Source organism: Nocardioides proteolyticus (assembly GCF_051280635.3).
Lineage (GTDB): Bacteria > Actinomycetota > Actinomycetes > Propionibacteriales > Nocardioidaceae > Nocardioides.
This window is the reverse complement of the sequence record NZ_JBNBPO030000038.1, coordinates 1-13,242: the sequence shown is the minus strand read 5'-3', so window position 1 is coordinate 13,242 and position 13,242 is coordinate 1. Positions and strand designations below refer to the sequence as shown.

General features: G+C 75.0%; 14 protein-coding genes. 8 read left to right on the top strand and 6 right to left on the bottom strand.

All coding sequences use genetic code 11. From position 1 onward, the window contains the following. Positions 1-13: 13 nt before the first annotated feature. Entirely contained in the window at positions 14-1,012 is a 999-nt protein-coding gene (bagA, locus tag ACPOLA_RS17800; RefSeq protein WP_435771847.1) for an ATPase BagA, read from the bottom strand. Between the two features lie 116 nt (positions 1,013-1,128). On the opposite strand from bagA, the gene ACPOLA_RS17795 reads away from it, so the two are divergent. Genes ACPOLA_RS17795 through ACPOLA_RS17785 form a run of 3 tightly spaced genes read left to right on the top strand, consistent with a single transcriptional unit; the run spans position 1,129 to position 4,320 of the window. Further along, positions 1,129-2,787: a phytoene desaturase family protein gene (locus ACPOLA_RS17795; RefSeq protein ID WP_435771846.1), complete on the top strand. Its 1,659-nt coding sequence runs from the start codon at positions 1,129-1,131 to the stop codon at positions 2,785-2,787. Positions 2,788-2,789: 2 nt separating this feature from the next. Continuing rightward, the gene (locus ACPOLA_RS17790) at positions 2,790-3,791 is read left to right on the top strand and encodes an SDR family oxidoreductase (protein WP_435771845.1); all 1,002 of its coding nucleotides are present in this window, start codon (positions 2,790-2,792) and stop codon (positions 3,789-3,791) included. A 40-nt stretch (positions 3,792-3,831) separates the two neighbouring features. Beyond that, on the top strand, positions 3,832-4,320 hold the full coding sequence (locus tag ACPOLA_RS17785; RefSeq protein WP_435771844.1) for an SRPBCC family protein: 489 nt from the start codon (positions 3,832-3,834) through the stop codon (positions 4,318-4,320). Positions 4,321-4,372: 52 nt separating this feature from the next. On the opposite strand, the gene ACPOLA_RS17780 is transcribed toward ACPOLA_RS17785, so the two are convergent. The 4 genes from ACPOLA_RS17780 to ACPOLA_RS17765 form a co-directional block, all read right to left on the bottom strand. After that, positions 4,373-6,814: an ABC transporter permease gene (locus ACPOLA_RS17780; RefSeq protein ID WP_435771843.1), complete on the bottom strand. Its 2,442-nt coding sequence runs from the start codon at positions 6,812-6,814 to the stop codon at positions 4,373-4,375. Further along, positions 6,814-7,632, bottom strand: a complete 819-nt coding sequence (locus ACPOLA_RS17775) for an ABC transporter ATP-binding protein (protein WP_435771842.1) — start codon at positions 7,630-7,632, stop codon at positions 6,814-6,816. The genes ACPOLA_RS17780 and ACPOLA_RS17775 overlap by 1 nt, the downstream gene beginning before the upstream one ends. A gap of 106 nt (positions 7,633-7,738) precedes the next feature. Continuing rightward, the gene (locus tag ACPOLA_RS17770) at positions 7,739-8,422 is read right to left on the bottom strand and encodes a response regulator (protein ID WP_435771841.1); all 684 of its coding nucleotides are present in this window, start codon (positions 8,420-8,422) and stop codon (positions 7,739-7,741) included. Next, positions 8,419-9,579: a sensor histidine kinase gene (locus tag ACPOLA_RS17765; RefSeq protein ID WP_435771840.1), complete on the bottom strand. Its 1,161-nt coding sequence runs from the start codon at positions 9,577-9,579 to the stop codon at positions 8,419-8,421. The genes ACPOLA_RS17770 and ACPOLA_RS17765 overlap by 4 nt, the downstream gene beginning before the upstream one ends. 107 nt (positions 9,580-9,686) lie before the next feature. Here ACPOLA_RS17765 and sp36 point away from each other — a divergent pair, with 107 nt between their 5' ends. The 4 genes from sp36 to ACPOLA_RS17745 are packed head-to-tail and all read left to right on the top strand — an operon-like array spanning position 9,687 to position 12,040. Further along, positions 9,687-9,839, top strand: coding sequence for a Sp36 family protein (sp36, locus tag ACPOLA_RS17760; protein ID WP_435771839.1), 153 nt, complete (start codon positions 9,687-9,689; stop codon positions 9,837-9,839). 18 nt (positions 9,840-9,857) lie between these two features. Further along, entirely contained in the window at positions 9,858-10,352 is a 495-nt protein-coding gene (locus tag ACPOLA_RS17755) for a RidA family protein (protein ID WP_435771838.1), read from the top strand. After that, on the top strand, positions 10,349-11,218 hold the full coding sequence (locus tag ACPOLA_RS17750) for an NUDIX hydrolase (protein ID WP_435771837.1): 870 nt from the start codon (positions 10,349-10,351) through the stop codon (positions 11,216-11,218). The genes ACPOLA_RS17755 and ACPOLA_RS17750 overlap by 4 nt, the downstream gene beginning before the upstream one ends. 3 nt (positions 11,219-11,221) lie before the next feature. Then, a complete protein-coding gene (locus tag ACPOLA_RS17745) occupies positions 11,222-12,040 on the top strand; it encodes an MBL fold metallo-hydrolase (RefSeq protein ID WP_435771836.1) in 819 nt (272 codons plus the stop codon). Between the two features lie 120 nt (positions 12,041-12,160). Here ACPOLA_RS17745 and ACPOLA_RS17740 read toward each other — a convergent pair whose 3' ends face one another. After that, positions 12,161-12,520, bottom strand: a complete 360-nt coding sequence (locus ACPOLA_RS17740; RefSeq protein WP_435771835.1) for a DUF1330 domain-containing protein — start codon at positions 12,518-12,520, stop codon at positions 12,161-12,163. 111 nt (positions 12,521-12,631) lie between these two features. On the opposite strand from ACPOLA_RS17740, the gene ACPOLA_RS17735 reads away from it, so the two are divergent. Then, on the top strand, positions 12,632-13,242 hold a 611-nt coding region (locus tag ACPOLA_RS17735; RefSeq protein WP_435771834.1), incomplete at its 3' end, for a helix-turn-helix domain-containing protein.

Sequence of the window (13,242 nt, the reverse complement as noted above, 5' to 3'; positions counted from 1 at the left end):
CCTTCCCGTGTGCTCATGCCATCCCCTGCTGCCGGAGGAGGCCGGCCAGCTCGTAGAGCCCACCGAGGTCGATGCCGCCGGCCATCCGGGGCAGCTCGTAGGACGGCGCGTCGAGGCCGTCGACGATCGCCCGCTGGGAGTCCTCGAGGGCGCGGCGCTCGGCGTGGTCGGCGGCCTCGGCGAGCAGTCCGTCGACCAGCCCGGCGTCGGCGTCGATGCCAGCGTCCTTCAGGTCGGCCTCCACCCGGCCGCGGTCGAGGGTCCCGTTGCGCGCCGCCTCGAGGTCGGCCGCGGAGAGGTCGCGGGGGCGGACCTGGTTGACGACGACGCCGCCGACCGGCAGCCGCGCGGCACGCAGCTCCGCGATGCCGTCGGCGGTCTCCTGCACCGGCATCTCCTCCAGCACCGTCACCAGGTGCACCGCGGTGCGCGGGGAGCGGAAGAGGGTCATCATCGTGTCCGACTGGGACTTGATCGGCCCGACCTTCGCCAGCCCGGCGAGCTCGTTGCTGACGTTGAGGAACTGGGTGATCCGGCCGGTCGGCGGTGCGTCGAGCACCACGGCGTCGTACTCGATGGCGCCCTTGTTGCGGCTGTTGCGCTGCACCGCCTCGTAGACCTTGCCGGTGAGCAGCACGTCCCGCACGCCCGGCGCGATGGTGGTCGCGAACTCCGTCACGCCGAACCGGTCGAGGGCGCGGCCGGCGCGGCCGAGCCGGTAGTACATCGCGAGGTACTCCAGCAGCGCCGACTCGGCGTCGATGTGCAGCGCGTGCACCACCCCCCGCCCGCCGTCGGCATCGGGCAGGCCCGTGGTCAGCCGCCTCTCCTCGTAGGGCAGCGGGTCGACGTCGAACATCCGCGCGATGCCCTGGCGGCCCTCGACCTCGCAGAGCAGCACGTTCCTGCCCTCCGTGGCGAGCGCGAGGGCGAGCGCGGAGGCGACCGTCGACTTGCCCGTGCCACCCTTGCCGGTGACCACGTGCAGGCGGACGCGGGGCCAGTCGCTCACACGCCGAGCGTAGCGATGCCCGGCACGACCGGCGCGGGGAGCGGTGCGTGCGCCGGGGCCTCCGGTTTCCTCCGGCGGGCGGCGGGTACCGAAGCGTTCGACCGGGAGGAGCTTGGATGAACTCGACGCGCGAGCACGACCGCCGCGCTGACGCGGCGACCCTCGCCGCCGAGGTCGATGCCGTCGTCATCGGGAGCGGGCCCAACGGGCTGGTCGCCGCCAACCTGCTCGTCGACGCCGGGTGGGACGTGCTCGTCGTCGAGGAGCAGCCCCGGATCGGTGGCGCGGTGGCCAGCGACTCCGACGTCCACGAGGGCTTCGTCCACGACACGTTCAGCTCCTTCTACCCGCTGGCCGCGGTGAGCCCCACCATCCGCGCGCTCGGCCTCGAGCGGCACGGTCTGGAGTGGGCGCATGCGCCGGCCGTGTACGGCACGCCGTACCGCTCGGGGGAGTGGGCGCTCGTGCATCCCGACCGCGACCGGACCGCGGCGGCTCTCGACCGCGCCTGCCCCGGCGACGGTGCGGCCTGGCTCGACCTGTGCCGCGGGTGGGACGTGATCGGCGAGCAGGTGATCGGTGCCCTGCTCGCTCCGTTCCCGCCGGTCAGGGCGGGGCTCGGGGCGGTCGCCCGCCTGCCCCGCGCCGGCGGGATGGGCTTCGTCCGGGAGCTGCTGGCGCCGATGCGCGAGGTCGCGGACCAGCGGTTCCGCGGCGACGGGGCGAAGATGCTGCTCGCGGCCAACGCGGGCCACGCCGACATCTCGATGGACGGCGTCGGGTCCACGGTGATGGGCTGGCTGCTGTCGATGATCGGCCAGCACCTCGGCTACCCCGTGCCCGTGGGCGGCGCCGGAGCGCTGAGCGGAGCGATGGCCCGCCGCCTGGAGGCCGCCGGCGGCCGGATCGTGACCGGCTGCCGGGCCGAGCGGGTGGTGGTGCGCGACGGCCGCGCGGTCGCCGTACGGACGCCGCAGGGGGAGGTCCGCGTGCGGCAGGCGGTGGTCGCCGACGTCGCCGCCCCTGCGCTGTACGGCGGGCTCGTGCCGGAGGCCGACCTGCCCGCGACCGTGCGGCGGCGGATCCGGCGGTTCTCCTGGGATCCCGCGACGATCAAGGTCGACTGGGCGCTGTCCGGACCGGTTCCGTGGGCGAGCACTCCGGAGGTCGCGCCCGGCACGGTCCACGTCGCCGAGCGGATCGACGACCTCGCCCGCCAGGGCGCCCAGATCGCCGACGGGCTGGTGCCCGACCGGCCGTTCCTGCTGACCGGCCAGATGGCGGCGGCCGACCCGACCCGTGCGCCTGCCGGCGCGGAGGCCCTCTGGGCCTACACCCACCTGCCCCACGTGGCCCGTGGCGACGCCGGCCCCGACGGGATCACCGGGCGCTGGGGCCACGACGACGCCGAGCGGATGGCCGACCGGATCCAGGCCCGGATCGAGGAGTACGCCCCCGGGTTCGCCGACCGGGTGCTGGCGCGACGGGTGCTCGGGCCGCGGGAGATGCAGGCGCGCGACGCCAACCTGGTCAACGGGGCGCTCAACGGCGGCACCGCCAGCCTCCACCAGCAGCTGGTGTTCCGCCCGGTCCCGGGGCTCGGCCGGGCGGAGACGCCGGTCCGCGGCCTCTACCTGGGCTCCGCGTCGGCGCATCCCGGAGGCGGCGTGCACGGCGCCTGCGGGTCCAACGCCGCGCGGGCCGCCCTGGCCCACGCCCGGCTGCGCGGGCTGGTCCAGGCCCCGCGACGAGTGTTCGACGAGCTGAGGAGCTGACGATGAGTGCACCCCACCCGCGAGGGGTCGTGGTCGTGACCGGAGGCACGTCCGGTGTAGGCCGGGCCGCAGCCCGGGCCTTCGCCGACGAGGGCCATCCCGTCGTCGTGCTGGCCCGCGGCCGCGACGCCCTGGACGCCACCGAGACCGAGCTCCGCGACCGGCAGCCCGAGTGCCGGGCCATCCAGGTCGACGTGACCGACCGGGCCGCGGTGGAGGCCGCCGCCGACACGGTCGAGCAGGAGGTCGGGCCGATCGAGGTGTGGGTGAACTCCGCCATGGTCACCGTGATGGGCGACTTCGAGCAGGTGGCCGCCGAGGACTTCGACCGGGTCGTCGACGTCGTCTTCGGCGGTACGGCGAACGGGACCCGCGCCGCGCTGCGCTGCATGCGGCCGCGGGGCAGGGGGCGGATCGTCCAGGTGGGGAGCGCGCTCGCCTACCGCGGGATCCCGCTGCAGTCGGCGTACTGCGCCGCGAAGCACGCCGTGCAGGGGCTCTCCGACTCCCTGCGCAGCGAGCTGCTGCACCAGGGCAGCGCGATCACCGTCAGCGAGGTCAACCTGCCCGCGATCAACACCCCGCAGTTCGACATGTGCCGCAACCTGCTGGAGAAGGCGCCGCAGCCGGTGCCGCCGATCTACCAGCCCGAGGTCGCGGCCGAGGCGATCGTGCACGCCGCGCGCACCGGCGACCGCTCGGTGCAGGTGTCGTTCGTGACGACCCGCACGGTGCTCGCCGACCGGGTCTTCCCCGGCGCGCTCGACCGCGTGCTGAAAGAGACCGGCTACGACGGCCAGCAGGTGGAGCGGCCGGTGCGCTCCGGCGACAACCTCTGGGAGCCGCTGCCGGGCGACCACGGATGCCACGGGTCCTTCGACGACCAGGCCCGGCCGGTGTCGCGCCAGGAGCAGCTGCGGCACACGCCGCTGGGCGCGGGCGCGCGCCTCGCCGGTGTGGTCGGCCGCCGGGTCGGGGGCCGGGTCCTGCGGCATCTCGTCTGAGACGCGGCATGCCGGTCGCGTCACCGGGTACCTGACGCGCATGAGCAGGAACTCGCGAATCTTCCGCTGCGCGCCCGACGACGTCTTCGACATCCTCGAGGACGGCTGGAGCTATGCCACCTGGGTCGTGGGCGCCGCCCGGATCCGCGAGGTCGAGGAGGCGTGGCCCGAGCCGGGAAGCCGGATCCACCACTCGGTCGGCGCCTGGCCGCTGCTGATCAGCGACACCACCTCGATCGAGGCGATCGACCGTCCCCACTCGCTGCTGCTGACCGTGCGCGCCTGGCCGGCCGGTGAGGGGAAGGTCAAGATCACCTGTCAGCCGCATGCCAAGGGCACGCTGGTGACGATGGAGGAGGACGCCTCGTCCGGTCCCGCCACGCTCCTGCTCAAGCCGCTGCGCGACGTGATGCTGTCGTGGCGCAACGTCGAGGCGCTGCGCCGGCTGGCGTTCCTGGCCGAGAGCCGCGCGCGGAAGGCGGACGACACCGAGGGCAGCGGGTCGGTGGCCAAGGTCCGCGAACCCTGACCACCGTGCCCGCCGCCGCGCGGGCCGCCGCTCCGGTCGCCTTCGGGTCGTGTCAGTCCAGCGCCAGGCCCGCAGCCGGGGTGGTGCGCGCGGCCCTGCGCGACGGCAGCACCGCGGCCACCAGCCCGGCGACGGCGGACACGCCCAGGACGAACGCCAGCTGGTCCACCGGCAGCACCAGCCGGGCGTCGGCCACCACGGGCTGCACCATGGCCTGCACACCCGCCCAGGCGAACACCACGCCCACAGCGGTGCCGAGGATCGTCGCCACCAGCGACAGCAGCACCGCCTCGGCGGCCAGCATCCGCCTCAGCTGGCGGCGGGTGAGGCCGAGCGCGCGTAACAGGGCGTGCTCCCGCCCGCGCTCGAGCACCGACAGGCCCAAGGTGTTGGCGATGCCGACGAGGGCGATCAGCACGGCGATCCCCAGTAGGCCGACGACGCCTCCGGTCAGCACGTCCAGCTGCAGGTCGACGTAGTCGCGCTTCGCCAGGCCGTTCTCGAGCTCGGCGCCTGCCGGGGTGGCGATCGCCTGCAGCGAGCCGGCGAGGTCCTCGGCGTCGGCCTCGGCCGTGGCCCGCACCCACGCGGCGCGCGGGCGGGCCGCCGGGTCGAGCCGGGCGAGGGTGCGCCGGTGCACCAGGGCGGCGCCGCCCCAGCCCTCTCCGCCGCGCACCCGCAGCGTCATCGAGCGGCCGCCCACGGCCACCGCGACCTCGTCGCCGACGGCGACGCCGTCGCCCAGCTCGTCCCAGGGCAGCACCACCTGGCCCGGTCCCGGTGCCGGCAGCTGGTCGCCGTGCACCACGGCGCGGACGCCGGCGTCCCGGACCGTGGGAGCCGCGAGGACCGGCAGCTCGCCGACCCCCTCGAGTCGCGCCGCGGTCCCCGGCACCGACAGCACGGCGCGGACGCCGTCGACCGCGGCGATCCGGTCGTGCAGCTCGGCGGGCAGCGCGTCCGTGGCCGTCACCGCGACGTCGACCGGGTGCTGCCGGGCCATCTCCTTCGCGAGGGCCGCCCGCGAGCTCGCCATGCCGGTGAGCACCGCCGTCGTGAGGGTCACGCCGATGAGAAGGGAGGCGGTCGTGGCGGCGGTGCGTCGCGGGTTGCGCACGGCGTTGTCGCCGGCGAGCCGACCGGTGGCTCCCAGCGCCCGCCCGGCGACCGGGGTGAGCGCCCGGATGACCGACGGCACCAGCACCGGCCCGAGCAGCAGGATCCCGGCGAACGCGAGGGTGCCACCGGCGACCAGCGCGGGGAGGATGCTGCCCGCGACCGCGATCGCCATCAGGGTGGCTCCGGCCGCGAGGGTGAGCAGGCCGGCACCGGCCCGCAGCCGGCCGGGGCGGGTGCGGACGCTGGTGGCGTCGTCCGGGCGCAGCGCCGCCAGCGGACTCACGCCGACGACCCGCCTCGTGGGGAGCCAGGCGGCGACCAGCGTCACGCCCACTGCGACGCCGACGGCGGCCAGCACCCACGCCGGACCGACCTCGGCCGTGCCGAGGTCCGCCCCCGGCCACTGCGCGCGGACGAGTGCCACCAGCCCGTGGCCGGCGCCCAGGCCGAGGCCCAGCCCGAGGATCGCCGCCAGCGATCCCAGCGCCAGTGACTCCAGGCGCACCGACCGGAGCACCTGGCCGCGGGTTGCGCCGACGCAGCGGAGGAGCGCGAAGTCGCGGGTCCGCTGCGCGAAGAGGATGGCGAAGGTGTTGTTGATGACCAGCACGGCGACGAGCAGCGCGATGGCGGCGAAGAGGAGCACCACGATGGCGATCAGGTCGACCCCGTTGTTGACCTCCTCGTGCACCTGAGCCACGAACGCGTCGAGCGTCATCACCCGGGCGTCCGGGACCACTGCCCGCACGGCGTCGGCCGCGGCGTCGTGGCCGCCGGGGCCCGACCAGGCGACACTGCTCACGTAGACGCTGTCGACCCAGTGCGCGAGGTCCTCCCACAGCAGGTACAGCGAGGCCGACGCGAACGGTGAGGGCGAGTCGACCAGGCCGACCACCTCCAGCTGCCGCGCCTCCTCTCCCGCGCCGACGGTGACGGTGTCGCCGATCCGGATGCCGGCACCCTTCGCGGCGTTGACGTCGGCCACCGCCTCCCCGGGAACGGTCGGGAGCCGGCCGTGCTCGACCTCCTGCCAGCGGCGGTCCGGGCGGTCGGCGACCTGGCCGACGTCGGCGCTGGCGTCGACGACCGTGTCGTCGTGGGTCAGGGGCTGGATGGTCCAGCCGACGAGCCAGGCGTCCGCGCCGGCGTCGGGCGCCGCCGCGAGCAGGCGGGCCGCCTGCTCGGTCGTCGGCTTCTCCACGACGGCGTCGGCGCCGTCGTACGGCTCCGCCAGGCCGGCCGTCAGCCCGTTGCGGACGGCGGAGGAGAGCGCGGCGGTGACCAGGATGAAGACCACGCCGACGACCACGGCGAGCAGAGCGGCGCCGTACCTGCGGGTGTGGGTGCGCAGCGACGCGAGGAGCACGGTGCGCATCAGGATGCCCGCCGGGACAGTGCGACCACCAGGTCCTGCTGGGACGGACCGGTGAGCCGGGCGGTGATCCGGCCGTCGCCGAGCACCACCACGTCGTCGGCGTGCCCTGCGGCGTCCAGCTCGTGGGTCACCATCACCACGGTCTGTCCCAGCTCCTTGACCGAGCGGCGCAGGAACGACAGGACCTCGGCGGACGCGGCCGTGTCGAGGTTGCCGGTGGGCTCGTCGGCGAACACGATCGCCGGCGCGGCGACCAGCGCCCGAGCGATGGCCACGCGCTGCTGCTGCCCTCCGGACAGCTCGGCGGGACGGTGGCCCAGCCGGTCACCCAGCCCGAGGGTGGTGACCACGTGGTCGAAGCGCTCCCGAGCCGCCCGCTGCTGTGCCGTTCCCCTCTGTGCCGCTCCCCTCTGTGCCGTTCCTCTTCGGCCGCCCGCGAGCTCGGTGGGCAGCCAGATGTTCTGCTCCGCGGTCAGCATCGGCAGCAGGTTGAACGCCTGGAACACGAAGCCGACGTGGTCGCGGCGGAACCGGGTCAGGGCGTCGTCGGTGAGCCCGTCGAGCCGCTGCCCGGCGACCGTGACCTCGCCCGACGAAGGCTGGTCGAGCCCGGCGAGGCAGTGCATCAACGTGGACTTGCCGGAGCCGGACGGGCCCATGATCGCGGTGAACCGGCCGGCCGGCAGGTCGAGGTCCACGCCGCGCAGGGCGTGCACGACGGCGTCGCCGCGGCCGTAGGACCGGGTCAGTCCGCGGGCGGAGGCGGCGAGGGTGACGGGTGCTGGTGCGGGGGGAGTGTGGAACCGGGTCGATGACATGGGTCGAGCGTCGTCGGCGGCGGGCCCCGATGCGTCAGGCCCCGGACGGATCCGGTCGTACGACGCCGGGCGGACGTGCAGGTCCGGCATCGCACCGGCGGCGGGGTCAGGGCCGGACGAGCCCGGCCTCGTAGGCCAGCACCACCAGCTGGACCCGGTCGCGGGAGCCGGTCTTGGCGAGCAGCCGGCCCACGTGGGTCTTCACGGTCGCCTCGGAGACGAACAGCTCCGCGGCGAGCTCGGCGTTGGACAGGCCGCGGCCGACGAGCACCAGCACCTCCCGCTCGCGCTCGGTGAGCTCCGCGAGCCGCCGGTCGGGCGGCGGACCGGACGGATCGGGGAGGGCGGCGGCGAAGTGCTGGAGCAGGCGCCGGGTGGTGCTCGGTGCGACCACCGCGTCGCCGGCGTGGACCGATCGCACCGCGGCCAGCAGCGTCTCCGGGGTCGCGTCCTTGAGCAGGAACGCGGCGGCGCCCGCCTTGATCGCGGCGAGGGCGTACTCGTCGAGGTCGAAGGTCGTCAGCACCACCACGCGAGGCGCGCCGGGGCGGGCGGCCAGGCGCCGCGTGGCCTCCACGCCGTCCAGCCGCGGCATCCGGACGTCCATGAGCACCACGTCGCAGGCGGTCACGGCGAGTCGCTCGAGCGCGTCGCCGCCGTCGCCGGCCTCGCCGACCACCGTGAGGTCGGGCTGGCTGTCGACGAGCATCCGGAACCCCGCCCGCACCAGCTCCTGGTCGTCGACCAGGAAGACGCGGATCGGCTCCTCGGTCTCCGCCGCGTCGGTCACAGCGGGATCCTCGCGCAGACGGCGAAGCCGCCACCGGGGCGGGGGCCGGCCGTGAGGCTGCCGTCGTGCGCCCGCACGCGCTCCCGCATCCCGGTCAGGCCGAGGCCGCGGCCGTCGTCGCGGGCCGCGGCGCCGCGGCCGTCGTCGCTCACCTCGACCAGCAGCACTGCGTCCTCGACCGCCAGCCGGAGGTCGGCAGTGGCCGCCGGGCCGGCATGCTTCCGCACGTTGCTGAGCGCCTCCTGCGCCACCCGGTAGGCCGTGAGCGCGACGCCGTCGGAGACGACCGGCAGGGGGTCGGGCAGGTCGACGGTCAGCCGAGTGCCGGCGCGCCGGGCGGCGTCCACGAGCGCCGGGACGTCGCCCAGCCGTGGCTGAGGGAGCGTCGCGGGCCCGTCCGCACGCAGCACGCCGAGCATCCGGCGCATCTCCGCGATCGCCTCGCGGCCCGTCGCGGAGATCGTCGCGAGCGCCGGGCCGGCGACGGCGGGGTCCTGCGTCGCCGCGGCCCGCGCGCCGTCGGCCTGCACCACGATCGTGGTCAGTCCGTGGGCGACCACGTCGTGCATCTCGCGGGCGATCCGGTGCCGTTCCTCGACAGCGGCCAGGGCGGCCTGCTGGGCTGCCTCCCGCGCCAGCCGCTCACCGCGCTCGACGAGCGTGTCGACGTACGCCTGCCGGATCCGGCCGAGGGTCCCGAGCGCCCAGGCGGCGATCACCACCAGGGAGATCGTGACGGTATAGGCGGTGAAGCTGCTGGGCGTGAGCGCGCCGTCACCGAAGCCGCGGAGCCAGACGGTCGAGGCGATGACCGCACCGGCGAGGCCGACGGCCGCCGCGGCCAACGACCACGCCGTCGTCGCGAACCGGGCGACGGAGTAGAGCGCGACGGGGAAGGCGGCCTGGCTCCACAGCGGCTGGTCCACGAGCACCGCCTGGCCGGCGCTCGCCGCCGCGACCACCCCGAACACGGGCACCGGCCACCGCCGCCGCCAGGCCAGCGGGACGATCTGGGCGGCCATCACCAGGCCGTGGGTGAGGCTGCCGAAGAGGAGGAACGCCGGCACCGGGAGCAGCAGGAAGCCGACCAGGCCGAGGTCGAACCAGCGCTCACCGCGGGGCCCGAGCCGCCACGGTTGCCGGTCGTCAGGTGCCACGCGGTCACCGTAGACCGCCGGCTCCCCCCAGACGTCAGACCACGGGATGATCCGCGGGACCGGTCGCCCCACGCGGGGCGGCCGGCGGCGTCAGTAGGCTGCGAGGCATGACCAAGTGGGAATACAGCGTGGCTCCTGTCCTCAACCACGCCGCGGCGCAGATCCTCAACAACTTCGGCCAGGACGGCTGGGAGCTCGTGACGGTGATCCCCGGCCAGGGCGGCAACGACATCGCCTACTTCAAGCGGCCCGCGCAGTGACGGCGGCGGGCTGAGCTGATGCCGTCGTCAGGGTCCCCCGAGGAGCGGCTCGCCCGGCTGGGCCTGAGCGTGCCCGACGTGGTGCCGCCCGTGGCGGCGTACGTGCCGGCCGTGCGGAGCGGTGCCGCCGTCTACACCGCCGGCCAGCTGCCGATGCGCGACGGTGCGCTGATCGCGACGGGCAAGGTCGGCGACGCGGTGAGCGCCGAGCAGGCCTACGACTGTGCCCGTCAGTGCGCGCTCAACGCGATCGCCGCGATCAGGTCGGTGGCCGGCGACCTCGCCCGCGTCCGGATCGTCAAGCTGACCGCCTTCGTGGCGTCCACGCCCGACTTCACCGGTCAGCCCGGCGTGGCCAACGGTGCCAGCGAGCTGCTCGGCGACGTCTTCGGCGAGGCCGGCGTCCACGCCCGCTCGGCCGTCGGCGTGCCCGTCCTCCCGCTCGACGCGCCGGTCGAGGTCGAGGTCGTGGCCGAGGTCGTCGGCCCGGGCGTCGCGAGGGCGGCGGGTTGAGCATCCCGTTGCCGCCGGTGCCGCTGCCGGAGAAGTTCCTGGCCCTCTCCGAGGAGTACGCCGACGGGCGCCGGAGTCCCGCCGAGCCGCGCGACGCGGCGACCGTCGTGCTGCTGCGCCCTGGTGCTGCCGACGAGCCGGAGGTCTACCTGCTGCGCCGCCAGAGCACGATGGCCTTCGCGGGCGGGATGTGCGTGTTCCCGGGCGGTGGCGTCGACGCGCGGGACTTCGACCACTCGGTCGGCTGGGCCGGTCCCTCGCCGGCGGAGTGGGGTCGCCTGCTCGGCACCGAGGAGGAGCTGGCCCGGGCGCTGGTCTGTGCTGCGGTGCGCGAGACGTTCGAGGAGTCCGGGGTGCTGCTGGCGGGGCCGGCCGGCGATGCCGTCGTCGCCGACACGACGGGGGAGGACTGGGAGGCCGACCGGGTCGCCCTGGAGTCGCGCGAGCTCGCGATGACCGACTTCCTCGACCGGCGCGGCCTCGTGCTGCGCACCGACCTGCTCGGCATCTGGAGCGGCTGGCTGACGCCGATCTTCGAGCCGAAGCGCTACCGCACCTGGTTCTTCGTCGCCCGGCTGCCGGAGGGGCAGCGCACCCGCGACGTCTCCACGGAGTCCTCGGAGGTCGTGTGGCTGCCGGCGGCAGCGGCCGCCGACAGCGCCGAGCGCGGCGAGCTCGCGATGCTGCCGCCGACGTACCTCACCTGCCTCGAGATCGGCACGCATCCCGACCTCGACGAGGTGATGGACTCCAGCGTCGGCCGGACCGTGGAGATGTTCATGCCCGAGGTCGAGCCCCTGGGCGAGGGCTACACCCTCTCCATGCCCGAGCAGCTGCGCCCGCTCGTGGCGGCGCGGCGAGGCTGACCGGTGAAGCCCTGGACCGGCGGTGAGTACGGCGCCCGCGGACGCTGCGTGCTCGCGCCCAACCCCGGCCTGATGACGCTCGACGGCACCAACACCTGGGTGCTCCGCGAGCCCGGGGCCGAACGGTCGGTCGTCGTCGACCCGGGCCCGCTCGACGACGAGCACCTCGAGGCGGTGGCGGAGGTCGCCGGCCAGGTGGACACCGTCGTGGTCACCCACCACCACCTCGACCACACCGAGGCGGCGCGGTCCTTCGCCGAGCGGATGGGCTGCGGCGTGCGGGGCCTCGATCCCCAGCAGTGCTGGCGCTCGGAGCCGCTGACCGACGGCGAGGTGCTCGCCGTCGGCGGGCTGGAGGCCGAGGTGGTGGCCACCCCCGGCCACACCACCGACTCGGTCTCGCTGCTGCTCGCCGCCGACCGCGCGCTGCTCACCGGCGACATGGTGCTCGGCCGCGGCACGACCGTGATCGTGCACCCCGACGGCGACCTCGGCTCCTACTTCGACTCGATCGAGCGGATGCGCGCCCTCGTCGCCGCCGGCCGCGTGGAGACGCTGTGGCCCGCCCACGGGCCGGTGCTGGACGACGCCGCCGGCGTGCTCGACCACTACCTGGTCCACCGCCGCGAGCGGCTCGCCCAGGTGGAGGCCGCGCTGGCTCGGCTCGGCCGCGCTCCGGCCGACCTGCCGCCCGACGTCGCCGAGCACCCCACCCTCCCGCGCGAGGTGGTCGAGGTGGTCTACGCCGACGTGGACGAGGCGCTCTGGGGCGCCGCCGAGTGGTCGGTCCGCGCCCAGCTCGCCTACCTCGCCCGCCGCTGACCGAGTTGGGGTTTCCGCCCGGCGAGTTGGGGTTTCCGTCCCGCGAGTTGGGGTTTCCGCCCCGCGAGCTGGGGTTTTCGCCCCGCGAGTCGGGGCTTTCGTACCCGGGGGGGCGCGGGGTCAGCGCCCCGAGCTCCCCATCAGCACCGGGAGCTTGTCGACCGCGCGGTAGCCGGTCGGCACTCCCTCCACCACGCAGGCGATCGACGTCGAGTGCTCGGTGCGCAGCGGCAGGATCTCCTGGTAGGCCGGCGAGGCGTACCACTCCCTCGCGGCGGTGACGTCGGGGAACTCGAGAATGACGACGTCACCGTCCCACGCGCCCTCCAGCGGAGTCAGGGCCCCGCCGTGCACGAGGAACCGGCCGCCGTACGGCGCCAGCGACTCGTCGATCCGCTCGATGTAGTCGAAGATCTCCTGGCCCAGGCTCACCTCGCGCAGGTAGGCGATGGCATAGGCCTTGGGTGCGGTGGCGGTCATGGTGGGTCCTCCCGTCGTCGGTCCTGACCCGATCCGACCGGCCACCGCGTCGCAGGTCCATGACCTGCGAGGTCATGTCCGGGCCGCAACCTCGTCGCTAGGTTGACGCTCGTGAACGCCACTGCCGGAGAGCTCATCCGCGAGTGGCGGCAGCGCCGCCACCTGTCCCAGCTGGAGCTGGCCGGCCGGGCCGACGTGTCGACCCGGCACCTCAGCTACCTCGAGAACGGCCGCTCCCGCCCGACCAGCGCGATGATCCTGCGACTCTGCGACCACCTGGAGGTCCCCTTGCGCGAGCAGAACGAGCTGCTGCTCGCCGCCGGCCACGCACCGGTGCATCCCGAGCACGGGCTCGACGACCCGCCGATGGCCGAGGCCAACGCAGCGCTGGAGGCGATCCTCCAGGCCCACGGGCCCTACCCGGCCCTGGTCGTCGACCGGCACTGGGAGCTGGTGACCGCCAACGAGGCGGCGTTCTCGCTCCTCGACGGGATCGACGAGGACCTGCTCGAGCCACCGGTCAACGTGCTGCGGCTGTCGGTGCACCCGCGCGGCCTGGCGCCGAGGATCGTGAACCTCGAGGAGTGGCGGGCGATGCTCGCCGAGCGCCTCCGGCGGGAGTACGACGCCACCGGCGACCAGGCGCTGCGCGAGCTCCTCGAGGACGTCGGCGGGCAGGTCGACCGGCCGCGGGGCACGGCGGCGCTCGTCGTACCGCTCCA